General features: G+C 29.4%; 20 protein-coding genes. 9 read left to right on the forward strand and 11 right to left on the reverse strand.

The features are described from left to right. The first annotated feature begins 29 nt into the window (after positions 1-29). Positions 30-632 carry a hypothetical protein gene (locus OS191_RS11910; protein ID WP_267155936.1) on the forward strand — a complete coding sequence of 201 codons (603 nt, stop codon included), beginning with the start codon at positions 30-32 and terminating at the stop codon, positions 630-632. Positions 633-851: 219 nt separating this feature from the next. Here OS191_RS11910 and OS191_RS11915 read toward each other — a convergent pair whose 3' ends face one another. The 7 genes from OS191_RS11915 to OS191_RS11945 form a co-directional block, all read right to left on the reverse strand. Then, positions 852-4,658 carry an NACHT domain-containing protein gene (locus OS191_RS11915; RefSeq protein ID WP_267155937.1) on the reverse strand — a complete coding sequence of 1,269 codons (3,807 nt, stop codon included), beginning with the start codon at positions 4,656-4,658 and terminating at the stop codon, positions 852-854. Next, the gene (locus tag OS191_RS11920) at positions 4,659-4,940 is read right to left on the reverse strand and encodes a hypothetical protein (RefSeq protein ID WP_267155938.1); all 282 of its coding nucleotides are present in this window, start codon (positions 4,938-4,940) and stop codon (positions 4,659-4,661) included. Between the two features lie 355 nt (positions 4,941-5,295). Then, positions 5,296-6,210: a DUF6371 domain-containing protein gene (locus OS191_RS11925; protein ID WP_267155939.1), complete on the reverse strand. Its 915-nt coding sequence runs from the start codon at positions 6,208-6,210 to the stop codon at positions 5,296-5,298. Positions 6,211-6,270: 60 nt separating this feature from the next. Next, on the reverse strand, positions 6,271-7,323 hold the full coding sequence (locus OS191_RS11930) for an AAA family ATPase (protein ID WP_267155940.1): 1,053 nt from the start codon (positions 7,321-7,323) through the stop codon (positions 6,271-6,273). A gap of 108 nt (positions 7,324-7,431) precedes the next feature. Next, positions 7,432-7,719, reverse strand: a complete 288-nt coding sequence (locus OS191_RS11935) for a helix-turn-helix domain-containing protein (protein ID WP_267155941.1) — start codon at positions 7,717-7,719, stop codon at positions 7,432-7,434. 88 nt (positions 7,720-7,807) lie between these two features. After that, positions 7,808-8,932 carry a hypothetical protein gene (locus OS191_RS11940; protein ID WP_267155942.1) on the reverse strand — a complete coding sequence of 375 codons (1,125 nt, stop codon included), beginning with the start codon at positions 8,930-8,932 and terminating at the stop codon, positions 7,808-7,810. Positions 8,933-8,937: 5 nt separating this feature from the next. Further along, positions 8,938-10,089 carry a tyrosine-type recombinase/integrase gene (locus OS191_RS11945; protein ID WP_267155943.1) on the reverse strand — a complete coding sequence of 384 codons (1,152 nt, stop codon included), beginning with the start codon at positions 10,087-10,089 and terminating at the stop codon, positions 8,938-8,940. 474 nt (positions 10,090-10,563) lie between these two features. On the opposite strand from OS191_RS11945, the gene OS191_RS11950 reads away from it, so the two are divergent. From OS191_RS11950 to OS191_RS11965, 4 genes are all read left to right on the forward strand, one after another. Then, positions 10,564-11,466 carry a mechanosensitive ion channel family protein gene (locus OS191_RS11950; protein WP_267155944.1) on the forward strand — a complete coding sequence of 301 codons (903 nt, stop codon included), beginning with the start codon at positions 10,564-10,566 and terminating at the stop codon, positions 11,464-11,466. Between the two features lie 87 nt (positions 11,467-11,553). Further along, positions 11,554-12,144, forward strand: coding sequence for a HupE/UreJ family protein (locus OS191_RS11955; protein WP_267155945.1), 591 nt, complete (start codon positions 11,554-11,556; stop codon positions 12,142-12,144). Between the two features lie 121 nt (positions 12,145-12,265). Further along, entirely contained in the window at positions 12,266-12,697 is a 432-nt protein-coding gene (locus OS191_RS11960; protein WP_267155946.1) for a deoxycytidylate deaminase, read from the forward strand. A gap of 89 nt (positions 12,698-12,786) precedes the next feature. Continuing rightward, a complete protein-coding gene (locus tag OS191_RS11965; protein ID WP_267155947.1) occupies positions 12,787-14,379 on the forward strand; it encodes a S41 family peptidase in 1,593 nt (530 codons plus the stop codon). Here the strand turns inward: OS191_RS11965 and OS191_RS11970 are convergent, their stop codons facing one another. Together OS191_RS11970 and OS191_RS11975 are read right to left on the reverse strand one after the other, a co-directional pair. Continuing rightward, positions 14,380-14,982, reverse strand: a complete 603-nt coding sequence (locus OS191_RS11970; protein WP_267155948.1) for an FAD-dependent oxidoreductase — start codon at positions 14,980-14,982, stop codon at positions 14,380-14,382. Then, on the reverse strand, positions 14,982-15,185 hold the full coding sequence (locus OS191_RS11975) for a hypothetical protein (RefSeq protein WP_267155949.1): 204 nt from the start codon (positions 15,183-15,185) through the stop codon (positions 14,982-14,984). The genes OS191_RS11970 and OS191_RS11975 overlap by 1 nt, the downstream gene beginning before the upstream one ends. Before the next feature lie 122 nt (positions 15,186-15,307). Here OS191_RS11975 and OS191_RS11980 point away from each other — a divergent pair, with 122 nt between their 5' ends. Both OS191_RS11980 and OS191_RS11985 read left to right on the forward strand, forming a co-directional pair. Beyond that, positions 15,308-15,877 carry a DUF3109 family protein gene (locus tag OS191_RS11980; RefSeq protein ID WP_267155950.1) on the forward strand — a complete coding sequence of 190 codons (570 nt, stop codon included), beginning with the start codon at positions 15,308-15,310 and terminating at the stop codon, positions 15,875-15,877. Between the two features lie 10 nt (positions 15,878-15,887). Beyond that, positions 15,888-19,010 (forward strand): CHAT domain-containing protein, encoded by a 3,123-nt coding sequence (locus OS191_RS11985; RefSeq protein ID WP_267155951.1) that lies wholly within the window; start codon positions 15,888-15,890, stop codon positions 19,008-19,010. Here the strand turns inward: OS191_RS11985 and OS191_RS11990 are convergent. Both OS191_RS11990 and OS191_RS11995 read right to left on the reverse strand, forming a co-directional pair. Beyond that, positions 18,990-19,703 carry a tetratricopeptide repeat protein gene (locus tag OS191_RS11990; RefSeq protein WP_267155952.1) on the reverse strand — a complete coding sequence of 238 codons (714 nt, stop codon included), beginning with the start codon at positions 19,701-19,703 and terminating at the stop codon, positions 18,990-18,992. The genes OS191_RS11985 and OS191_RS11990 overlap by 21 nt on opposite strands. Next, positions 19,703-20,251: an RNA polymerase sigma factor gene (locus OS191_RS11995; RefSeq protein WP_267155953.1), complete on the reverse strand. Its 549-nt coding sequence runs from the start codon at positions 20,249-20,251 to the stop codon at positions 19,703-19,705. Before OS191_RS11995 ends, OS191_RS11990 begins: the two co-directional genes overlap by 1 nt. Positions 20,252-20,370: 119 nt before the next feature. On the opposite strand from OS191_RS11995, the gene OS191_RS12000 reads away from it, so the two are divergent. Both OS191_RS12000 and OS191_RS12005 read left to right on the forward strand, forming a co-directional pair. Further along, positions 20,371-21,321, forward strand: a complete 951-nt coding sequence (locus OS191_RS12000; RefSeq protein ID WP_267155954.1) for a PPC domain-containing protein — start codon at positions 20,371-20,373, stop codon at positions 21,319-21,321. Positions 21,322-21,543: 222 nt separating this feature from the next. Continuing rightward, the gene (locus OS191_RS12005; RefSeq protein WP_267155955.1) at positions 21,544-24,576 is read left to right on the forward strand and encodes a CHAT domain-containing protein; all 3,033 of its coding nucleotides are present in this window, start codon (positions 21,544-21,546) and stop codon (positions 24,574-24,576) included. The last annotated feature ends 378 nt before the right edge of the window (positions 24,577-24,954 follow it).

Genomic DNA, 24,954 nt, shown 5'->3' on the forward strand with positions numbered 1-24,954 from the left:
AATACAATAATTAATTATAATTAAATAATATGAAAAGAATTACAATAATTATTCTAATGTTTACTACAACATTATCTTTTTCTCAGATTACAAAAGATGGTTTTGTACTTGTAAAAGGATGGAATCAAAAAGGTGATTTTGCAATTACAAATGAATGGAAACAAGAAAATTCATTAACTAGAGCTAAAAGTTTTCTATTAAAAAATGTTTTAGGGACAAATAATAATGTTCTAAAATTTAGCTTATCACCTTTAGAAGATTCAAAATCAGGAGAATTAACAACTTTAATTTATAAATGTGAAGAGTTAAATAAATCTGGGATGATATTGAGTTTTTGGGGTGACTACTGGAATGAATATGGAGTTATTTATAAAGGGTATGATTTTAAAAATCTTGAAAAAGAACAGGCTATTTTATTTTTAAATAAAATACAGAGTATAATTGATGAAAATTTAGAATATTTAAGGGAAGATTCTAATAATAACAATATTTCTTTTGAATTTGATGATATGCAAATTGTAATTACGAGCTATGTAGGTTATAAAATTAGAGTTTTTTGGAATGGATTTGATTCAACTTGGGATTGGAAAGCTTTTGAAAATACTAAAGAAAAGTTTGATGAAAAAATTTAATATAGATACTACTATTGATAAATGGTTTATGAGCTTTATGGTTTAACTGATGAGGAAATTGAAATTGTAGAAAATAGTTGAATATAAATGAAAGACTATATTAAAAATTTAGTTATTAGGTTGTCTGAATTTAGCAAGAAGAGGACAATTTAGGTTTGTTTGTTGGAACACTCTTTTAACAAAACGACAATAGAAGAATAGTGGAATATGTGTAATGAATTATAAAGCAAGTAACTTATCTGCTTCTAATAAGGCTTCTTCAAATAAATAAGGTTTTGAATTTGAATTTATATAACTATTTTCAGATTTATCAATTAATAAATTGATATAAAATAAATCTTCACCTTTATTTGCTAATTTTTCTTTTCTTTTATTTAGGATTAAATTTACATTATCAAACCCATCTTTTGACCTAGAAATATTTGATATGTAATTCATTATAAATTCTCTATAACGACTAGATTCAAAATCATCTAAAATCTTATCATCATAAATTAATTTAAAAAGAGTTTCTAAAATACTGAAATCACTAATAGAACTGTAATTTAAGAGCTTAACATTCATTAAAGATACAATGGTATTATCTTCTAGGAAACTAATTAAGTATTTAATCGCAATGGGATCATTTAATTCAAATAAAACATTCAATGCGTCTAAGCGATGAGTATCATCTCCTGTTTCTAAATAATCTAATGAGGTTTTTTTACAATATTCTGGGAATAATTCCATATCAATCATAATTCTAATTATAGACCAAAATTTATGACCTTCAAAAGCTTTACAGCTATCAAGCAATAAATCCTTGTCTCCAGTTATTTCAATATATTTTTCTATTTTTCTACTATCATTATAAATCGATTCATGATTCATGAATAAATTTCGTATTTGAGGAAAAGCATCTTCTAGATTATTATTTAATGCGTATTCCATATGTTTCGATATTGCTAAACCTACTAACGTTTCATTATTGATATTATGAATTATTCTTTCATTAAATAAAGTTTCATTGTTTATTAAATCTTTTAGTCTCAAGAAACTTTCATCAACTTCAGAACTTCTATCAAATTCATAGTATTGAATACAATTGACAAGGAAATTTTGAGGTAAACTAAACTCAAACTCCTTTTGAAAGAAAAAGATTAATTCAAATATTTTATAATTTTGATTATATCTAAATGTATTTGGTTGAGGAATTGTTACAATATTATCAAAATCAATTTGTGAACATTTTAATAAACACCATTCTTCTATAGTTTTTATTTGTTTTTTTGAAACTTTGAAAGGTCTATTACTCTTTTTATATTCCTCTAGAATGGTTTTAATTTTATTATAAATTAAGTAATCATTCTCAAGGTATTTCTTTACAATGTCATATGAAATTGGTCCATTTGTATATTGATATAAAAGAGTTTGAATAAGGCTTAAAGATGTTTCCATTACATTACCATGTCCGTTTTCTTTGTACCAATCCATTGTAATATCATGCAACTCATTTTGTTTAATTTCAGCTTTGTTTTTTCTAAAAAACTTCTTTATTCTTTTTAGTAATCTTCTTTTACTAAAAAGTATGTTTAAATTATCTTGAAGTCCTTTTTCATATTTTCTTTTGTTTCTTTTTGCTTTTGTTTCTGTAAGTAAAGGTTCTTTAAATTTAATCCCTTTTCGTTTCATCAATCTCTCAAATTTCATACCTAATCTTCTTATGTTCAAATTCGCAATGAAATTTCTAAAACGTTCAATTCTTTCAACTGAGATTTCTTTTTCAATTAATATATTTACAACAGCATTTAATTCTGATTCAGAAATAATACCAGCTATAAAATAATCTACTTTCTCAAAGTCTTGATTTTTTAATAAGTGAATTATAGCCCTATCTCTAGAGTTACTCTTAACTATTAATTCAGATAATAGTTTATCGTGGATATGATAGCTGACATCATCAATTACACTATCTAATATTTTATCTATAAATTCAGGGTCTTGTTTGATGAAATCTAACAATTTTGAAGTCAATTTATTCAGATAATCATCATATTTATAAAGAGAAGAATTATCATTAAAAAAATATTTAGCTAATTCTAAAAAATTGTCCGCTGATGTTAGGTTTAAAATTAAACTATTGATAAGAATTTCATTCCCTCTTATTGTCTCATCAGGAATAAGTCTCTCCTTTAGTTTATGTGCTCTTAAAAATTCTTCTTTTATATAAGCGAAGAAGGAATCAATATCGTCTTTCTCACTTAATAATAGTAATAGATTATTGTTTAATGCTTTATGAGTTTCATTTTTAAAAACTTCAAAAATAGATTTTAAATATGCCTCGTCGTCATTAGTTAAATTCTGATTTTTAATTAAATATAATAGCTCGGATTTTATAGAAATATGTAAATCCTCGTCATTTAACTTTTCGAATAATAACTCTTTTAAATTTGATAAAGAATCTTCAGGAATATCAAAAAATGAAAGTATACTTATTGCAGAATTTGTTGTTCTTATGTGGTAATCAGAACTCTTCGAAAGTATATTTAGTAAGTACTCATAATTCTCGGAACAATTAGCGAATTGTGCAATTTCTTTTATTTCAAATGTTCTATTTGTATTTATCCATAAGGTTTTTTCGACGCACTCATTGTTAAAATGAGTTTGAAAAACTTTAATTTTTGTTTCTAAATCAATTCTATTATAGTCTGCTTTAAATAATAATTCAGGTTCATTATCAATTAACCAATTTACTAACCCTTTGTAAGTGTCTGAATTATTATCTAGTAAATTGATTAGAAAAGTAATAGTGTTAAAGAGTGAAGGATGTGTTTTACCCAATTCATTAATTTGAATAAACTCTAATATCTCATGAATATCTCTTCCAGAAATAGCTGTTGCTGCAAAATACTCTTGAATGTTTCTATGTTCAAAAAACCATTCATTTGATTCCTTGTTTTTATCAATTAAAGGATTGTTTTTAAAGTCTTTAAAGTCAGAAGAATTCGAACTTGCAACCTCATATAATTCATCATTTGAAATTGTATTTCTTTGCATTAATTCATTTACTAAAGAGGTTTTTATCGAAAGCCTTTTAATAAGTGGTACATTTAAATCTTTCTTTACTAGTTTATGATTATCGTCATGCGTTAATCTTATACTTATATAACTCTCCCATAATTCAGAAGAATTTGAAGGTAATTTTTTGTTTTCTTTTATATAATCAGCTAATATATTTACCTGAAAAGGATTTTTTAAAAATTCTGTAATTGTACTATCAAATGTAAGGCTGTCAATAATGGCAGTTCCACATTTTAATTTTAATAGATTAATACTTTCATTGTAATACAAGTCTCGTAGATAATAAACCTTGAAATCTGAAATGTTTTTAATTAAGCTTTCATAAACATTTGTTCTACAACTCAAAATGAATTTAAACTCAACTTCGTTTGTGTTTAAATAATAAATAAAAGTTTCAAGTTTTGAATTGAAATATTGAATATTTTGAATTTCATCAATTCCGTCAAAAATAAATAATAGATTTTTATAAGATTTCCAATTTTGGAATAATAAAGATTCGATATTATCACTTGAAGTAAAGTTTTTTAAATTTCTATAAATTGGAATTAGTTTATTATCTGAATCATTTAAAATATTTATAGCTAATCTCTTTAATTCAGTTGTTTTTCCAAGACCAGGGTTACCTAATAAAATTATTTTATTTTCAATTTTTACACATTTTTCCAATGTGTCATCAAGTACTGTATTTCCAAGAAATGCACTAATTAGGTTGTTTTGACTTTTATCGGAACTGAAAATTTCTCTCTGAATTATTCCTTTTTCATTTTTAATATCTCCAATAAGTTTTTGAAAATCCTTTGCAGTTAAATCTATTTTTTCAATTTCACTTTGAGAATGGAGAATCTGAAGATCTTCTTTAGACTTTAGATTAACATTTTCAAAATTAAAAACCGTTACATTAGAGTTTTTTACATTTTGAACATTAATTTTCTTAGTCGAAAATAAATTAGTAATAAAATTAGGCATTTATTTTCTTTTTACTTTAATATTTGACCTATCCTTAATGTCAGAAATGATAATACTACTATCGTCATTAGCCTTAACTTCTACATCAACTTTTGATTTTGCTACTTTTGAAATTCCAATATTTGATATTTTTGATTCAAAAATTAATGTTATTAGTACTAAAAATTGGCTAATTATGACAATTAATGGTTCTGGACTTTGATCGGCGTTAAACCAATATATTGCGATTCCTAGTGCTATTATATTAAAAACGTATAATATGATTTTTACTAGTTTGTTCATTTTTTAGTTGATTTTTGTAATACTTATAAATGTAAGTTAAAATGTTGATATATGTAAGTAATTATATGAAGAGCTCATAAATTATTGGTAAAACAAAAGGAAAGTGGAACGACCATATTTTGTGTTTAGATTTTATGATGAGTTCCCAAAATGAACGAATTTTACTCTTTCAGTTACCTAAAGGCTGATTTAGTTGCAATAATGATTCTGTTGAATAGCAACAACAATGATTTATTCTTTGTTGTTGCTGTTTATTTTATTCTTTTAGTTGTTTAAAAGGTTGATTCTAGTTGCAATAATGATTCTGTAGAACAACAACAATAATTTTGTTGTTGTTGTTGCAGTATTGTTGCATTTATATTTTTAAGTTTATTAAATAGTCTGCAATATCTAAACCTAGTTCTTTTTCTTTTTCTGTTGCTTTTTCTTGCAATAAAGTAGATGTTCTAAAAGTTGCTAATTTTGTGAGAACTGTAATTTTTTTGTTCCAAATATCATAGCAATTTAGATCTGGAAACAAAACAACATTTCTACCCTTTAAAACTTTTGTTTTTGATTCATTTAGATTATTGACACTTCCACACGCTAACCAAATAAACTCAGGCAAATACACACTTGAAATAATAGCTGTTTTTTCTGATTCAACAATTGCAACGGGTTTGTTTTTATCTTCATTTAATAAATGTTCTCCAAAGTAACATTGTTCTAAATGGAAGTTCTCTATTTTTAAAATATTATGCACCCAATTAATATGATTGTAAGGCTTTTTTATTCTCTTACCACTTGAAGCATTGTAAAGCATTATTTTACCACTTCGAATATTGTTATTTATATCAACTTGCCAAAATACATTTGCACCTTGCCAATTGTTTGAAGTACCAATATTATATTTTTCTGCTAACTCAAAAGCAACTTCTTTATTCCAATGATTAGTTAAAAAATCAATAAAGTAATTAGGATTTTTACTGTTCTTGCTTTTAGTCATATAATCAGAATCAATAAAACTAGGATTTGGTTTTTGTTTAATCTCGGTTTTTATGAAATAATTGCTTTTAATCAATGAAATATTATTGTTTTCGAAATATTGTTTAGGTGTGTAATGATAACCACACTTTATTTTTCTGTTGCAACAACCAACATAATCATGTAAATATTCGTTTGTATGTAAATCAACATATTTAGTAAACTTGTTTTTTTTGTGGCATTTCGGGCAAACAAAACGTGTTTTTATTCCATTATATGGTTCTAATATGAATCTGTAATTTTTCATAGGACTATATTGATGTAACAGTAGTAACATATGTAACTTATGTTACGATTGTTACACATGTTACAGCTTATTATGTTTATCTAATGTTCTTTTTACTTTCATTTGATTAGTTCCTAACTGATTTGCAATTTCCCTCAAACTCAAATTTGGCTTAGAACTTTTCAACTCAATAATGTTATTTTCTAATTGTTCCCTATCTTCTTTTGAGATCTGTTTTAAGTGTTCAATTTCACTACTATAATCAATAAATTCAAACTGTAAAAAATTGTGAGGTTTATCTATTTGACAAACAACAACATTTTCAGTGTCATAAATTATTTCTGTGTTACGAGCTTTTATCTGCTTTATATATCTTAATTGTTTGTCATTGTGGCTTTCTCCAATAGAAAAACAACTATCAACAAAATTTATTAGCATTTTACTGCCAGCTAAGTCATTTCGAGTGATAGGTTTTGACAAATCTCGTTTTGGTGTGTGAGCTAGTGCTAATATTGAAAGTCCATATTTGCTTTTTAAAGTCTTTAAATGTTTCATTAAAGGCAATGCATCTTTTGATTTTTCTGTTTCGTTTTTTAAATAGGTAAGATTATCAATAATTAGTATTTTAGAATTGGTTTCTATTATACTTTGTTCCAAAGAAGAATTTAAAAAACTTTCAAATGTTTCTTTTGTAGGGATATTTGCATCAGGATTAATTTCTACTCGAATAAAATCGTTTCCAAATCTATAGTGCTGATCAAAGTCTTTAGAATAACGGTTTTCAAACTGTTTGTCTGAAAGTTCAAAATCGAAATATAAAATAGATTGTTTTTTTGCTTCTAACTTAAATCCTCTTATATATTCCCCTTTGCTTATACTATTACCTATTTGAACGGCTAATATTGACTTACCTAAATTAGTGTCTGCAAATAATATACATAATTCATTTTCAAACCATAATTCACCAAACAACATCTTTGGTATTGGTCTTGTCTTTGCTTTTTCAATCCATTTGTTTGCAGATCTTACTTTAAAAAGTCCTTTATTTTCATTTTCATCTTCAATAGAGATTAAAAGATTATTTGTTTCATTTAGAATTTCATCAATTCCAATATTCGTTTCGCTTTTTATCATATTATTATGGTGTTATCGATGATAATATGTATTTTTACATTGTCTGTATAATTTGGCGATAATACTAAAGACATTAAAAACACACAATTCATCTTAGGATTGTGTGTTTTATTTTTCAAATTGGTTCATTTGTTGAAGAGCTTGTAATACGTCAGATTTTTTATAACGTACTTTAGTCCCTATTCTAAAGGCTGGAAGAATATCTTCTTTGGTGTATTTCCAAAGAGTAACTAAAGAAATAGATAACATTTTAGCTGTTTCCTCTCTAGTTAGAAGTTTGTCATGTTTGTTTTCCTGTTTAGAAAAATCTAAAAGGATGTTTTTTACACCACCTAAAATTTCATTTTTGAAATCTTCATTATTGGTGTTTTCAATTTGTAGAACTTGTTTAACCATCGCTTGTATTTTTATTATTTATACAAGCAAACTTAATGGCGATTAATCTTCTTTAAAAATTGGGTATGCGCAGAGTATACGCAATACATTAAAAAAAATATTGCTCTATTTTGGTGGTGGCTATACTTATCTTTTTTTGAGCTGTGTTGTATTTATCTAAATCCTTTTTATAAATATCTGGATCTAGTTTGTTCACAGAAGGCTTAGGCAGGAGAAAGAGACTGATTTTCTTTCTTATATTTGATAGTGAGCTATTGGCGATTTTTTTCAATCTGCGAGCATATTCGGAATGATTCTCTAATAAACAATCATTAAAGACACTTGGATCCATATCGACCAACTCTATCAAAGTTTCTAATTGCAATTTTTCATCATAAATTCTTCCACCCGTTATATTATTTAAATGTTTCAATTGGTACTTATAATCCAAAGAAGAAAATCGATTCCTTAAACACCTTGATCTTAACTTATCAACATAGCATAATTGTTGTAAAGGGGGTAATCTTTTTTTGCTGAAATTATTTTTTTCTCTTTTCCTGGATACTTCCTTTAATCTTGAAATTTCATTTTCACAAAAACTTTGTAATTCCACAATAAAAAACCATTCCTCCCAATAAGTAACAAAATCAAAATAAGCATATTCCTCAAAAAGTTTCTTTAAAACTTCAACTGAAGTGTCATTATACTCTCCATTAGAAATATAGTGACAAATAATAATGTGGTTTTCCTGGATGCAATCAAACACATATTCTTTCCATTTTTCTGTCCCTGTTTTTTCTTTACATAGACCAAAAAAAACATCTCCATGATCATCTAAATCACAATCCTGTGATATTATGTTTTTGAAAATTTCGAATTGATTTTTATAGGTTTTATTTATAAAATTTATTTTATCTTTTTTTAACAAAAAATTGCTCAATTCTATACTTAAAGAATTAAAATAATCTTCTATAAATTCTTTCCTTTCTGTGTAAGCCTTTAATGCTTCGTAAATTTCAAAAACAACTTTTTTATTTAATGAATAAGTCACACAATCAAAAACCAAACGAGCACCACACCATCCATCATCTGAAAATGCCGATACTATATCATTATTAAGATTCATTTTTCCTGTAGCTGAAATAATATTTTTTTTCAGTAGTTGTTTTACAACATCAGAAGTTAAATTATCCCAATCAAAGGGGGTAATAATACCTTTAAAATCAGTTTTCATAATTACTACTTGTTTTTACTCTCCCAATATTTACTAAGTTTTTTGATATGCTCATCCTGTGATGCTTTTATGTATTGCAAAAATTGTTTAATACTTTTATGGCCAGTTGCCATCATTATTACCGAAGCCTCAAAACCTTCCAAAAACAAGTTTGTTGCAAAACTCCTGCGACATGTATGACTGCTTATTAATTTATATTTTGGGTATATATCCAGCTCCTTTTTATTTGAACCTTCTTTAATTGCGGCTCCATAGGTAGGGGTGTTTATTTCTGCTACTTGGCAAACCTCTTTTATATACTTGTTGAATTTTTGATCTGATATTTTCTTTGGGAATTCACCATTTCTTTTTTCCAAAATCTTTTGAAATTGTGGGTGAATTGGAATTGTAAGGTTCTGTTCCGTTTTTAAGGTTGTAATATTAATTACATTTCCAATTATGTTTCCCTTATCAATTCTCAAAAAATCTGATATTCTAAGTCCAGTTCTTAAACCAATAACAAATAAATCTCTTGCATTATCTAACCTAATATTATCACTAAAGTCATGGTTAAAGATTTTGTTTATCTCTTCCTCGTTTAGATAAGTATCAAACGTTTCGTTTTTAGGAGCATTAAAATTGCTGCTTTTATACTGAGGGTTTACATTATATCCCTCAAATTCAATTTCCCTACAAAACGTCTTTATTCTTGAAATTAAATTGCCTATTGAGTTGTTATTAAGATTCTCTACATCCCTACAAAAGTGAATAAACTCCTGGTGAAAGGTAAGGTCTATATCTTCAAAACGATAACGCTTTTTAGTATGCTCTTCAAAAGCTTTTAGTTTGTTTAAAGCTCCATTGTAGTTTTTAACAGACCTAGGCTTTATCAGCTTCCCTCTATATAAACGATTTGGTGCATCTTTAACAAATTTTTCGACCCAAGAAACTAAGTATGCTTTATATTCATCGTTTTTGTCAACTCTTCCAAAAAAATCAAAAACACTGTTCTTTAGCCATGCTTTTGATATATGCTTTTTGTTGTTATAATCGTTATTGTATTTATCAAAAAGAAATAACTCCAGGTTATTTAGTTTGTCATTAATAAAATCAACATTTGTTGTTGTTGCTTTTATTTTTAACCGTTGTTTTTTTTCAGACCAATCATTAAATAACACACTGAAGCCAGTTCTTGTTTTTTGGTCAATTCTATTACTGTCCCAAAAACGAACATAGATACTTAAATACTTTTTCTTACCTTTAACAATAAAGTATTTTACATTCACTTCAATTTATTTTGCCGAATTTTTGCCGAAAGTTAATTAATTTTGATTAATTTAGCTTAATCTTTTTTAATTATGTTTTAACACAAAAACTAAACAAACCCTTAATTATAAAAGATATACAACGGTTTTATTGAGTTAGAGTAAAAATAAAATTAAGACAGGTGATTTCCACCTTGAGTACTATATAAATCGTAAAACGCTTAATTATAGCGCTTTGCGATTTTTTTATTCCATTAACTGCAAACATCTTGCTTTGGTTTTTATTGTTTTTTTATAACTTCGAGTCAACAATATTTTTAAATGGAATAAGAGAATTCTCTTTTATCTTGTATTTTAAGCCTCTACTAACTTTTAATACAAATAATCATGATAGACTCCATCCAAGTTTTCGAGCAATCCTTAGAAGCCTATTGGAATGCTTTTGTTGCCAGCATTCCAAAAATCATCTTAGCTATTCTACTTATTATTGTTGGGTTTTTATTGGCAAATGTTATTTCCAGACTTTTTAAAAAAACCATTCTGCTAAGAACCCAAGACCCATTAATGATTAACTTTTTATCCAAAACGGTAAAATTGGGTGTTGTTATATCCATCTTGATGTTGGCCTTAAATGTTGCAGGACTTGGAGGAGTTGCTGCTGGGATGTTAACAGCTGCAGGGGCAGGGGCAGTTATTATTGGATTTGCCTTTAAAGATGTGGGAGAAAATTTTATTTCAGGAATTATTCTGTCTTTTAGTAGACCTTTTGATGTAAATGATACGGTAATGGTGGATACTATTTTTGGAAAAATTACAGCCCTAGAATTTAGGTATACCAAACTAAAAACCTTCGATGGTCGCGACGTGTATATCCCCAATAGCGATATTATTAAAAAAGCGGTTTACAATTATACCGAAGATGGTTATTTTAGGCTAGATTTTATGGTAGGAATAGATTACGAAGACAATATTGAACTTGCTAAAAAAGTTATTTTGGAAGCTGTTAGAAATTCCGAAGGCGTTATTGAAAATCAAGATCACGAATGTTTTGTTGTGGTAGATTCTTTAGGTGTGAGTACGGTGAATTTAAAAATTCTATTTTGGACTAAAACCAAGGAATACCGAAAAAGAGCCATGGAAGTAAAAAGTGGGGTTGTAAAAAATGTTAAACAAGTTATCATGGAAAATGGTCTTAACATGCCTGCGGATATTACAGAAATAAAACTTTACGGCTCTCAAACAAGCATTCCGGTTACGGTTGATTATCCTGAAAAAAATCATAAAAATTAGAAATTATGCAACCGATTACACGCTAAGGGTATTGCCATTTCATTATAAATTGTATCTTTGAAACCACCCTAAAAACTACGATAAATAATGTTCGATAATTTCTGGTTTCACGTAGAGTATGGTATGAATCATGTGTTGGATATCAATGGCTACGATCATGTTCTTTTTTTAATAGTTTTAGCAGTTCCTTATTTGTTTAAAGATTGGAAACGAGTGTTACTGCTGGTTACTGTCTTTACTTTAGGCCATACCTTATCTCTAATTTTAGCAGCCTATAATGTGGTGAGCGTTAATGGCGAGTTGGTTGAGTTTTTAATTCCAATTACCATTTTAATTGTGGCACTCTTTAATGTCTTTACAGCTGGTAAAGGCGCACAAAAAGAAAAGGTTGGCGTGCTCTTTTTTTCAACTCTATTTTTTGGACTAGTTCATGGGTTAGGTTTTGCTAGAGAGTTTAGAATGTTGGTAGGACAGTCTGATAATAAATTTATAACGCTGTTAGAATTTGCTTTAGGAATAGAACTAGCTCAAATAATTATTGTGTTTGTGGTGCTGTTTTTAGGCTATATTATTCAAACTGTGTTTAGATTTTCAAAACGCGATTGGGTAATGGTCCTTTCGGCAATTGTGGTAGGATTGGTAATTCCTATGATTATTGGGAGCGACTTTTTAGCTTAAACCAAACGGTCATATTTACCTAAAGTTTTCATAAATCTTTAATTCTCTGGTTGTAATTAAAATACGAACAGCCTATCTTCGTTGTATATTATTAAATGAAATTTTCACTTTGTGAAAAAATATGAAAGAACACAAACAACTTAAATACGATAAAGCATATTTAAGAATAGCCAAAGAATGGGGAAAATTATCCTATTGCGAACGCAGACAAGTGGGCGCCATTATTGTAAAAGATAGAATGATTATTTCCGACGGATTTAATGGCACCCCAACAGGTTTTGAAAATTTTTGTGAAGACGACGACGGCTATACCAAATGGTATGTGTTGCATGCCGAAGCCAATGCCATTTTAAAAGTAGCTTCTTCTACCCAATCTTGTAAAGGTGCTACCTTGTATATAACCATGTCTCCGTGCAAAGAATGTAGTAAATTAATACACCAAGCTGGCATTGTAAGAGTGGTTTATAAGGAAGCGTATAAAGACGATTCTGGTTTGCAATTTCTAAAAAAAGCAGGGATTGAACTTGTTTTAATTGAAGATTTAAAAGCTTAAAGAAACAAACTTATTTGGTTTTTAAATACTTAGAAAAAAAGTAATTGTTTTCATGATATGTCTTTCATAAAACAATAATAAATATCAACATGAAACTCAAAAAAAAATACTTACCACTTATAATTGGAGTTGCTATTGCAGCTGGTATTTTTATTGGTGGGAAATTAAATTTTTCTGATACCTCAGATAGATTATTCACTAAAAACAGTAAAAAAGATAAACTTAATAGACTTATTGACTATATAGATTACGAGTATATAGAAGATGTAAATACAGATAGCATTGTAGACGTTACTGTAAACGGAATTCTTAATACGCTCGATCCACATTCTGTGTATATTCCTAAAGAAGACATGGAGCGTGTGGCAGATAATATGAAAGGCGATTTTGTGGGGATTGGTATTAATTTCTATACCTATAAAGACACCATTACGGTTATTAGAACCATTGACGATGGCCCAAGCCAAAAAGCAGGTATTATTGGAGGTGACCGAATTATTATGGCCAATGGCGACTCTATTTTTGGAAAAGACCTAAGCAATAACGAAATTATAAAAAAACTTAAAGGGCCAATAAATACGCTTGTAGATTTAAAGGTGTATAGAAGAGGTGAAAAAAGCCTTTTAGATTTTACTGTAAAGAGAAATCACATTCCCATTAAATCTGTCGATGCTGCTTATAAATTAACAGATAAATTGGGTTATATAAAAATTAACCGATTTGCCGAATCCACTTATAAAGAATTTAAAAAAGAACTTACCAAACTGCAAAAAGCTGGAATTACAGAACTAGCAGTCGATTTACGAAATAATCCTGGAGGTTTTTTAGGAGTTGCAGAACAGATTATAGATGAATTTTTAGAAGACGATAAACTCATTTTGTTTACTAAAAATAAACGTGGGGATATAGACAAGAGTTTTGCTACCAAAAAAGGGGATTTTGAAAACGGAAAAGTCTATGTTTTAATTGACGAAAACTCAGCTTCGGCTAGCGAAATAGTGGCAGGTGCTTTGCAAGATAATGACAAAGGAACTATTATAGGACGTAGGTCTTATGGGAAAGGCCTGGTGCAACGCGAAATGGAATTAGGAGATGGATCTGCTGTTAGATTAACGGTTTCCAGATATTACACCCCAACGGGTCGCTCCATACAACGGTCTTACCAAAATGGAAATAAGGATTATTATGATGATTACTTCGCTCGCTTACAAAGTGGCGAACTCTTAGATCCTGAAAAAATAGAAGTAGCAGATTCTTTAAAATTTACCACTCCAAAAGGGAAAGTGGTTTATGGAGGTGGAGGTATTATCCCAGATGTGTTTGTGCCCTTAGATTTAAGCATGCATAACGAAACTTTAACGTTTTTAGATAGACGTGGGTTCATCAACAATTTTGTGTTTGAAGAATTAGAAAAAGACCGCCATGCTTACGATAGTATTTCTAGAGCAGAATTTATAGAATACTTCCAGTTTGACGACGATATGGTTTTGAATTTTCAAGATTACTTAAACGAAAAAACAAAGGCTAACATCACTTTTGTAGCCTATAACCAAGAGGTGAAGCAATATATTAAAGCCACTTTGGCCGACCAACTTTTTGGTAATGGCGCTTTTGAGGAAGTAATCAATCAAACAGACATTATGATTGAAGAGGTTATTGAATTGAGTAATAGAGAGAATTAACTAAATCTTATCATGAATCTTCGTGTGTTCTCCATCATTCCACAGCGTTAAAATATCGGTTGCTACTTGAGCTCCACTGCCACTTGCTATAGCAAACTGACTTCGCCAACCAGCTAAGGTGCCAGCAACATAAAGCCCTTCTGCTATTTTATGATCTGTGTTTTTTAACCAAATTCTATTTTTATCGGCTTTTGCTCTTGGATGAGGTTCTATAAAATCATCCAGACCACTAATGGTCATTAAATCCGTATAGCCAACGGCTACTACAACTAGTTTGGATCTATACTCGGCTTTATTAGTTTTTACTATAAACCCGGTTTCTGTTTTAATAATGTTTGTTGCTTTTTCGAGAGTTATCTGTTGTACATGTGGATATAAAGCAGTCAGTTGTTGTGTACCACTTTCAAGAATGGATGCTCCAGTAGTTCCAGGGTTTAATCCTAATACATTATTAAACAAGGCTGTTTGTAGATGAGAGGTTTTTTGATGAGCAATAATACCAATCTCTTTACCCTTAGCAAATTCTTTGTCTTTTGCTGAACCTAGAACCAAAGCACAAGATAGCCCAGAGGCGCCACCACCAATTATTAATGCATCGAACATTAGTTTCGGACTTTAGATTGTTTTTCAATTTTTTTCGAAATTCTTAAAATTTGCAATAAAGTTAAAGCACACAAGGAAGCAAGAACGGTTATAAATGCGATGATGCTGTCTCCTTCAAAAGGCGCGTTAAAATCCACTTGAGTTAAGTTGTAAATTATTAATCCCATTGCGATTAATGATAATATAATTTTAAAAATCTTCATCTTATTAAAATTTAAAGCTGTTGCAAATTTCGATAATTTGGAATGATTATTCCTTGTTTTATGGGTTTAATTTTTCTTTTTATAATGTATCTTTGCAGTTACTTTATTTATCATTGCTTTTTATGTTTCAACTAGGAAAAACCATCGTTTCAGAAGATATAATTGAAAAAGATTTTGTCTGTAATCTTTCAGCTTGTAAAGGTGCTTGTTGTATTGATGGAGATGCTGGTGCACCATTAGAAGAAAATGAAACGGAAATTCTTAAGGATATCTATCCTAAAATAAAACATCTTTTAAGACCGGAAGGTATTGAAGCTATTGAACAACAAGGTACTTTTATTGTTACAGAATTCGATGAGTTTGAAACACCCTTAATTGATGGAGCTGATTGTGCTTATGTTATTTTCGATAAAAAAGGCACTGCTCTTTGTGCTATTGAAGAAGCCAATAATCAAAAAATTATCGACTGGAAAAAACCGGTTTCTTGTCACCTTTATCCAGTTAGAGTAAAAGATTATACCGAATTTTCGGCTGTAAACTACGATAAATGGGAAATTTGTGATGATGCTTGTACATTAGGAAAAGAATTACAAGTACCTATTTATAAATTTGTTAAAGAAGCCCTTATTAGAAAGTTTGGGGAAGATTGGTATATGGAACTGGAAAAAGTAGCTGCTACACATAATAAGTAAATAATAACTTATGAAGTTAAGTGTTTTACTATATACAATCTGCTTCATAAGTGTTCATTCTATATTTTCTCAAAACCCAACAGAGGTTTCTAATTTAGAAGCTCTTGCCGATTCTATTTATTACAATAAATCAGAATACTACACTGAAAAAGATTATAAGAGACTACAAAAAATTAGAAAACAGATTGCTTCTAGTTATTTAGATACAACACAAACAGAATATCATGTAGCAAAACTTAAAAAAATGGCTGCAGATGCTTTAGTTAGTCAATTTCATTCAGACTTTCCTCTTGCCATAACTCAATCAAATCAGGCTCTAGCTCTTTATGAGAAATACCACATTAAAGACCTTTATTTTAAAGGACATATCCATAAATATTTATACGAGCAGTATTATAATAATAAAAATTGGGAAAAATCTATAGAAGAAGCTCAGAGAGCTAAAAAGGTCTTTGGAGATACATTGGCATATAACCATAGATTACTTGCTGAAGCCGAGTTTAATATTGGGTTTGTGTTGGGAAAATTTGGAGACTATTCTAAAGTTACCGAACGCTATAAAAAAGCCATTGAACTAAATGTTTCAAATCAAGGAGAAATGAATGTGGATGTTGCTATTCAGAAACATCATTTAGCTATTGTTTATGGGTTTGTAGGTTATTATAAAAAGGAATTAGACACCTATTTAGAGGTGGTTAATATTTGGGAAAATATATCTTATCATGATAAGAGTTTTTTAAATATTGCTTACGGTTCGTTAAACACATGGTATTTACAGCATGGCGATTATGATACAGCCGAAAAGTATTTAATAAAGTCTGAAAACCTTATAAACGATAAAGAAACCAATATAGATAACTGGTCTAATGAAGTCTTTAAAGGAAGAACGCAATTAGAATTATGGCGATATTACGCAAAACTTAACTTAAAAAAAGGAGATACACTTAATGCCTTTGCTTATAATAAAAAGGCAATGGATTTTATTGACAACTACAGGATAGACGATCCGGAAAACAACCCTCATAACGTACCTTACTACAAGCATTTTTTATTATTAAATAAAATGGGACTTCTTAGGTTTGAAGCAAACATCTTGAAAGAGAAAGATGCTAATCGGGCCATAAAAATCTACGAGCAGGTGTTAAGCCTAGAGAGCAAAGATGAGGTTCCAGTGTTTACATTAAGTGATAAGTTGAATCTGATACAATTATATATAAACAATGAAAATTATGCTAAGGTTAAGTCAAGAATAAAGCATTGGATAGAAAGCGCAAAAGAGAAAAATGACCCATATTTATTAATGCAATTATACGCACAAGAGGCTAACCTGGAAGGGCGTTTAGAAAGTTTTGAGTCCATGGACGCATTTTATAAAAAAGCGTTTAAATATTTGCTAAAAGACCCATTGGAAGATATAGAAATAAAAGACTTAACTTATTTAAATTCCAAGCCATATAGCCACTTATACTATATTAATTTGTTATTAGATGCCAGCAGAAATTATGAACTTGCTTACAGAGAAACTCATAAAAAATTATACTTAGAAATAGCTCACAATCTGAGTAAAATGGTCTCTGATATTTTTTCTAAAAATTATGTATTCACATCCTTCAACGATAAAGTATATGCTATCGCTATTCAAATTAACGAACAACTTTTGCAAACTTCTTTATTAATAAACAACGAACGTATTTTAGATGGTGTTTTAGAGAAAATAGAAGAGTCGAATTCTAAAATTAGTTGGAAACGGTTTTTAAATAGTTCTGAAAGAAAAAACATTAATATTCCAGAGGTTGTTTTAAATAAAGAAAGTGATTTGAAAAATGCACTTCATTTTTATAAAAAGCAACTGTTTATAAGCGATAATAACGGTCTGGAATATCAAAAAACATTAAAATCCAAAATTTTTGATACAGAGAAAGAAATTGATTCTTTAAATCAATGGTATAGAGAAAACTACTTTTCATACTTTAATCAAACACAGAATAAATTTCAAATAAGCGATTTAAAGTCTAAGCTTCAATCTGATCAAAAAATTATAAAATACTGTTTTACAGAAAATTACATTTTTGTTTTTACTATTACAAAAGATGCCACACAACTTCATAAACTTCCAAAAAATAATAAGCTTAATGAGTTTTTAAATGAGTTTGCACATTCTTTAAAAGAATCAAATACAGACACCTATAAAATATTAGCCAAAGAAGCTTATGAAAAGCTTTTTCCAAACAGTTTATTGGATAATTCAAGCCATACTAATCTAATCTTTATTTTAGACGATGTGCTACATTATCTTCCTTTTGAGTCTATAATCGATGGAGATAACAAATATTTAGTAGAAAGTAAAAGTATTAGTTATGCTTCGTCCTTACTGCTTTTTAACGAGCAGATTAACTCAATTAAATCGAAACAAAATAGTTTAGGCATTTATGCGCCAACTTATAATAGTAGTTTTCAGTTGGAGGAAAATAAAGATGAAGCCGCCCAGTTAAAAGGAGCAACTTTAGAAGCCATGCAAATTGGCGAGTTATTTGGAGCAGATGTTTTTTTAGGTGAAGAAGCTAATAAAGAAGCTTTTCTTAAAACAGCAAAAAATTACAGTATCTTACATTTGGCCATGCACGCAGAAATCAATAAATCTAATCCCGAATTTTCTCATTTAAGTTTTTCTTCATCAGGTAAGGATAGTAAGTTGTTTTTATCAGAACTTTATAACATTTCTTTAAATGCCGATTTAGCTGTTTTAAGTGCTTGCGAAACCGGAGCTGGAAAGCTAAAAAAAGGAGAAGGTCTTGTTAATGTATCTCAAGCATTTACTTATGCTGGTGTTTCTAGCTTAGTAACCAGTTTATGGAAAGTGCCCGATAAGGAAACAGCTCAAATAATGCTATATTTTTACACGTATTTAGAAAAAGGATTTCCCAAAAACAAGGCCCTGCAATTAGCGAAATTAGATTACTTAAAAAATGAAGACGATGTGTTATTAAAACGCCCATTCTATTGGGCAGGGTTTGTAATATCGGGAGATGTAACCCCTATTGAAACTAAAACCAATACGTATTGGTTTTGGCTTATAATTCCAGGTTTAGGTTTGGTGTTTTTTAGAAAAAAATTATTCCAGCTTTTCAAGTAAAATCTTGGCTTCTTCCGATTTGTAGTCAGATAATGCTACCAATTCATTTAAGGTTTTTGTAGCTTCCTCTAGATGGTTTTCTTTTACATAAGCTAAGGCCAAATACCATAAGTTTTTATCTTGTAAAGATTCTGACGACTTGATGTTTTCTTTAAAAATAGATATGGCTTCCGTTGTTTGGTTCTTTTGTAATAAAGCATTCGCTTTATAAAAAGCTATCACCGTATTGCTGCTGTCCTTTTTTAAAATATTATTAAAAAGTGTAATTGATTTATCGAAATCTTTTTCCTCATAAGCTTCAAAAGCTTTTGTTTGTACATCAGAACTACTTTCTCCTCTAACTATGGGATGAACAATATTTCGATATGGTTCGAAATAAGCAATAAATAGTTCTTCGTTACTTTGTTTTTCTTGCGTTAAAAACCATGTAAAAGAGATGCTTAAGAGCAAAAGTAATCCTGCCGCAACTGCCCAATACTTAAATGGTTTATTGCTGGATTCTAAATCCCAGTCTTGTAACTGTTTTTTTGTTTGCTCTCTATCATTTAAAATTAAAGATTCTTGTATTTCCTTTTGAAATTCAAACTCTGTTTTAAAATCATTATCGCTTAGTAGTAATTTGTTAAATTCTTTTAACTCGTCTTTCAAAAGCGTTCCTTCAAAGTATTTATTTATCAAGTCTATTTTTTCCATTATTTGCTATTAAGAATTATGTCTTTTATTTTTTGTAAACATCTTGATTTCTGACTTTTAGCTACGTTGTAATTGTTGTATTTTAGTTCGTCTACAATTTCTTCCAAAGTAAATCCCCGAACATAAAATAGGTTTAGTATGGTTTGACATTGCTTCCCTAATTTATTAAAAGCCTCTTGAATTTGTTTTTGTTTGGAATTAAAACTGTAATCAATTTCATTAAAATGATCGTCATTTAAATTGCTAGATTCAACAACTCTATCTATTAAATGTAATTTTTGCTTTTCTTTTAAACGTTTGTAAATCATATATTTTCCTATACTAAATAGATATGTTTTTAGTTCACTTTTCATATTGTCCAGATGTCCTTTCATACAGTTTTCTCGTAAAGAAATTATAACATCTTGATATATGTCTAAGCTATCGTCTTCGCTGATGTTAAACTTTTTGGCAAAGTTTAAAAAAGGAAGCTTGTATTCTAAATAAATAGATTTTAAAGCAAATTTATCATCGTTCTTTAGGGCTATTAACAATTTGTTTTCTGTCATTTAGTACAAAAATTGAATTAATGTAAACATAAAGTAAAGATAAAGTTTTTAACAAGCTATGTTTACCTTTTAATAAAAATGATACAAAAGGGTAATATTAACAATAAAAAAACATAAAAATGATGGATAAAAAATCTATGAACACAAAACCCTATTTATTTTTAGGCCTGCTATTTTTAGGCTTCGCTATGGTTTCTTGTAGTAGCGACGATGACAGCCCTATAACACCTCCGCCAATAATTGAGGTAAATGATTGCGAACCCTATACTGCAACACCAGCTTTTGGAACTATAAATAGCGAATGGACTGCGCCAAATGAAGAAGATAGATACGATGGTGTAATTACAATTCCATCAGACCCTGGAGGTGGATACGTACGCGTTTTATTAACTCAAGACCATCCTGATTTGAGACCTTGGTTGACCATATCTAACGATCTTGATGCAGGTGGCGCTATAGTTTCAGGATCTTCTGCAAACACGAATAATGAGTTAAATAGAGAAGCTTATTTTTCGGTTCATCCCGGAACCACTTTTTCATTAGAAGTATTTCCGTTTTTTAATGCACCAGTAGACGACTATCCTGTATCTTATACCATTGAGTGGGAATTTTTTAGTCGTGTAGATTGTTTTGAAAGCAATGATACACAAGCAACTGCTAAAAAAATACTTTTTGACGAAACTATCGAGGCTTATGCCATAGCAGGACATATAGGTTATGGTGTTGGTTCTTTTGACGAGCAAACATACGATTGGTATAAAGTTAATTTAACTGAGCCAGGTTTTATTGAGTCAGAGGTTTTAGACATGCCGAGTGATATGACCATTCAGATGCGTTTATTTAAAACAGATGGCTCTACCGTATCTATCATTCATGAATGGTTAGATCCAGACTCTCCAAATTCCAATGGTAGACGTTCTCGAATAAAATCGAGTCAATCCTTAGCACCTGGAACATACTATATAGAGCTGCATCCAGACTTTGTTAAATCAAGAAAGTCTTCATTCGATACAGAACCCATACCAGAACACTTTAATAAAACATATAAAATAAAAACAATCTCATATTAATAGCAAATTATATTTGATTGACGGAATAGCTCGGTTCTCTAGAGCTGTTCCTTTTTTTTGTTTAAACATACATCATATAAGAGGCTATGGGAGAGGTGTTTAGGGTGTGTATTTGGAAAAGAACATTCAAAGAAATGAGAAAAAGTAGGAAAAAACAACGGTTTTTTCAGTAAAAGCTGTATATTAGGAGTTATTGCTAATCCCAAATTAGTCCTATAACTTATGCGAAAATTGAGTATTCTACTCATCTGTTTTTGTAGCTTTCATTCGGTATTTAGTCAAGCCACCTGGCAATCCTATACTGAAAAAGCAGATTCTCTTCAACTTAAATTTAAATTTAAAGAGGCTATAGAACCAAGAGAAAAAGCCATTGAATTTGCACAAACGCAACAAAAAGACACCTTGGCATTTCTAAATTTATTATTAGAAATGAGTAAAAACGAACTTGCAACTTCAAATGCAGAGCTCAAATCTGATGCCTATAAGAATCTTAAAAAACAAGTTTTAGAACTTGAAGCTTCTGGTGCAAAACCAGAAAGACTTTATCAAGCATATAGACGCATGTATATTTTTGCACATAACTACATGAGAAGTATGACCGATACTGACAAGTATGTAGCAAAATCTATAGAGCAACACTATAAATGTCAAGAAATAGACTCTATTGTTTTGATGAAAACCTTGCATACTTCTGGGGTTGTATCTCGTGTGGTTGGCAGACTTAATAAATCTGTAAGTGTTTTAAAACAGGCTGAAGCTTTGTACCCTCAAATAGAATTTGGAAATGCCAATAATATGGCAAGTATTTACTTGGATTTAGCTTTAGTTTATAGTTATGAGTTTTTAAACATTCCATCTAAACGCTTAGAATATCTTAAAAAGTCTGAAGCGATGTTTAAGAGTATAGAAGATCCTAATATGGATTACTTTATAGGGGTTTATACCAATCTTTCAGATTATGAGGAATTAGAGGGGAATTATAAAAAAGCTGAGAATTACTTAAAAAAAGCCATGCAGTTGTACAAAGACAATGCAGATTTGGCGCAGCAATCTCGCAGAGGAAAAATTGGTTTTAAAAGAGATTTGCAATTTCGAGCTTCTTTAATAAAGATATATCGGGAAACAAATCAAGAAGATTTCATGTTAGCTCTTTTTGATGAGATGAAAACAATTAATTCTGAAAACACCTTAGACGATATAGAAACAGACTTTATTGCAACAGCCTATTTAAATGTGGCTTCATTTTACAGAACTAAAAACAATGATAAAGCTTTAGCCTACCTTAATAAAGGGTTGGAATTTCATAAAAAATTAAGTTTTAAGAATCTTGAAGATCAATTTATAATAGAAAAAATAAAAATCTATATTGATGAAAAACAAGATGCAGAAGCCGAAAAACTTTTAGCAAAAATTGAAACTCAAGATAATTTAGGACCATCTCTTGAAAAAGAAATTTTGGTTAGTCATATCGCATTAAGTTATAATAACAATAAAAAGAAAGTTTATACGGATATTAATAAGCTGCTTGAAGCATTTTCGGAAGACAATAAAGATTTCGATATAAAAACGATGACTTATCAAGATTTTACGCCAAGTCTGGTTTTAAATGATGTTAAATTCCTATTAGATATTATCGAAAACCAGGAAGCATCCTCATTCAAAGATGATGGGTTAAAACACACAATATACCAAATTGCTTTAAAACAATTTGAGTCTAACTTTAATCATGAGTTTTTAAATGAAAAGCTAGAAAAAATATATGATAAAATAAGCGTTTACTTCTTCGACAAAGCTTCAAACAACCAACTTTCACAAGCGGAAGAAAGTTTGTTTTTAAATTTCACTGAAACTATTGAAGCTAAATACTTATTAAATACATTTATCGCAAATAGATCTCAATCTAATAAAACGGAAACAGATAAGCTTATCCATGACGAGCAACGCATAAGATCTAATATTACCTATTTGAAAAAGAAAAATATTCTAAAAAAGTCAGATAGTATTCAAAAACTTGTTTTCGAAGAAAATTTAAAATTAGAAGCTGTACAAAACCAAATAAAACAGCAAGATTTTTACATCTCTAAGGTTATAAACACATCACATTCTCGCAATCAAAAGGAACTAACTAATAATCGATATATTATTAAGTTTAGAATAGTAGATGAAGATATATTCAGAATTATCTATGATAATAATATTTTACAAATTACAAAACTAGGTAACTATGCCAGTTTAAAACCTCAAGTAACCAATTTACTTTCAAAAGTTAAAGATATTCAAGCCCCGGTAGCAGATATTAAAAAACAATCAGAAGCTTTATATAATAGGTTACTTCAAGATGCTGAGGTGGGAAGTAAAAACAATATCTACATAATACCAGATGGTATTTTGCATTATTTACCTTTTGAGCTTTTAGTCTCAAACAACGACTACTTGTTAAATCAGACAAAAATAAGTTATGCTTCGGTATTGAGCTTTATAGATTCGCCCATAGAGGTTAAGAATAAAAATGATAAGATTGCATTATTTGCTCCTTCGTACAATTTATATGCTCCAACAGAGACGCAATTAGCAGTAAGAGGGGAACCTTATTATTTAGCGGGCGCAATTAAAGAAGTGCAATCTATTTCAAAACTATTTGAAAATAGCGTTGTATATACTCATAATGAGGCGTCTAAAGCTGCTTTTCAAGAGCTATCTAACAATTACTCTATTTTACATTTGTCTATGCATTCTTTTTTAAATGACGAAGATTCTGAATTGAGTAGTTTAGTGTTTTCAGATACAGATAAAGACTACGAATTATATATTTCCGAATTATATGGCTTAAACCTAAATGCCAATATGGTTGTTTTAAGTGCTTGTAATACTGGTGTTGGCGAGTTAAAAACAGGAAAAGGCATTGTGTCGATGAATACAGCTTTTACGGCTGCCGGTGTGCCATCTGTTTTATCTAGTTTGTGGAGTGTGCCAGATAATGCGACTCAGCAAATTATGGTGTCATTCTATAAGCATCTAAAGGATGGAAATGATAAAGCAGAAGCCTTAAAAAAAGCAAAACAAGATTTTTTAAATACCTCTAAAGAGGTGATGTCTTTAAAGCATCCTTATTATTGGGCAGGATTTGTGGTTTCGGGTGATATTTCGCCAATTGTTGACCAGAAAGATCATACGGTTTGGTACGTGGTTAGTAGTATAGGCATACTCTTAATACTTGTGGTTTTATATAGAAAACGCAAAAAACTTGCTGCCTAAGTTTTAATTTAATTGGTATTTTTATTTTCTTTACTCCTAATTGCATATAATTTTTCTTAATTCTAAGGCTGTAGTTTCTTTAAACTTGGTATTTGTATTGTTTATTTTATATGGAGTTTTCTGCACTTCTTCAGAAAATAGTTAAAAAGACTTTATTTCATTTTCTTTATTCATGTTGATATCCATATTTGTTTATATGGTTTCATTATTCTGTGTATTTGGGTGTTTTTGTAAAATTAAACGCTTTGTCTTTATATATTGATTATCAACATCCAAGATGCTTTTTTCTTTAAAAAAACATTTTAAGTGACTAAAATGTAAAAAATATCCCACTTTATGTTAACCTTTTATCAATTATAACATTAAAAGGTGTCGCTG

The organism is Xanthomarina sp. F2636L (genome assembly GCF_026410195.1).
In the GTDB taxonomy this organism is placed as follows: Bacteria; Bacteroidota; Bacteroidia; order Flavobacteriales; family Flavobacteriaceae; genus Xanthomarina.

Bases quoted from the DNA above. Each gene is read 5' to 3' on its own strand.
- OS191_RS11930 (WP_267155940.1), bottom strand. From the start codon at position 7,323: ATGATAAAAAGCGAAACGAATATTGGAATTGATGAAATTCTAAATGAA.
- OS191_RS11955 (WP_267155945.1), top strand. From the start codon at position 11,554: ATGTTCGATAATTTCTGGTTTCACGTAGAGTATGGTATGAATCATGTG.
- OS191_RS12005 (WP_267155955.1), top strand. From the start codon at position 21,544: ATGCGAAAATTGAGTATTCTACTCATCTGTTTTTGTAGCTTTCATTCG.
- OS191_RS11965 (WP_267155947.1), top strand. From the start codon at position 12,787: ATGAAACTCAAAAAAAAATACTTACCACTTATAATTGGAGTTGCTATT.
- OS191_RS11975 (WP_267155949.1), bottom strand. From the start codon at position 15,185: ATGAAGATTTTTAAAATTATATTATCATTAATCGCAATGGGATTAATA.
- OS191_RS11985 (WP_267155951.1), top strand. From the start codon at position 15,888: ATGAAGTTAAGTGTTTTACTATATACAATCTGCTTCATAAGTGTTCAT.
- OS191_RS11995 (WP_267155953.1), bottom strand. From the start codon at position 20,251: ATGACAGAAAACAAATTGTTAATAGCCCTAAAGAACGATGATAAATTT.
- OS191_RS11980 (WP_267155950.1), top strand. From the start codon at position 15,308: ATGTTTCAACTAGGAAAAACCATCGTTTCAGAAGATATAATTGAAAAA.
- OS191_RS12000 (WP_267155954.1), top strand. From the start codon at position 20,371: ATGATGGATAAAAAATCTATGAACACAAAACCCTATTTATTTTTAGGC.
- OS191_RS11940 (WP_267155942.1), bottom strand. From the start codon at position 8,932: ATGAAAACTGATTTTAAAGGTATTATTACCCCCTTTGATTGGGATAAT.
- OS191_RS11910 (WP_267155936.1), top strand. From the start codon at position 30: ATGAAAAGAATTACAATAATTATTCTAATGTTTACTACAACATTATCT.
- OS191_RS11925 (WP_267155939.1), bottom strand. From the start codon at position 6,210: ATGAAAAATTACAGATTCATATTAGAACCATATAATGGAATAAAAACA.
- OS191_RS11920 (WP_267155938.1), bottom strand. From the start codon at position 4,940: ATGAACAAACTAGTAAAAATCATATTATACGTTTTTAATATAATAGCA.
- OS191_RS11935 (WP_267155941.1), bottom strand. From the start codon at position 7,719: ATGGTTAAACAAGTTCTACAAATTGAAAACACCAATAATGAAGATTTC.
- OS191_RS11990 (WP_267155952.1), bottom strand. From the start codon at position 19,703: ATGGAAAAAATAGACTTGATAAATAAATACTTTGAAGGAACGCTTTTG.
- OS191_RS11960 (WP_267155946.1), top strand. From the start codon at position 12,266: ATGAAAGAACACAAACAACTTAAATACGATAAAGCATATTTAAGAATA.
- OS191_RS11950 (WP_267155944.1), top strand. From the start codon at position 10,564: ATGATAGACTCCATCCAAGTTTTCGAGCAATCCTTAGAAGCCTATTGG.
- OS191_RS11915 (WP_267155937.1), bottom strand. From the start codon at position 4,658: ATGCCTAATTTTATTACTAATTTATTTTCGACTAAGAAAATTAATGTT.
- OS191_RS11970 (WP_267155948.1), bottom strand. From the start codon at position 14,982: ATGTTCGATGCATTAATAATTGGTGGTGGCGCCTCTGGGCTATCTTGT.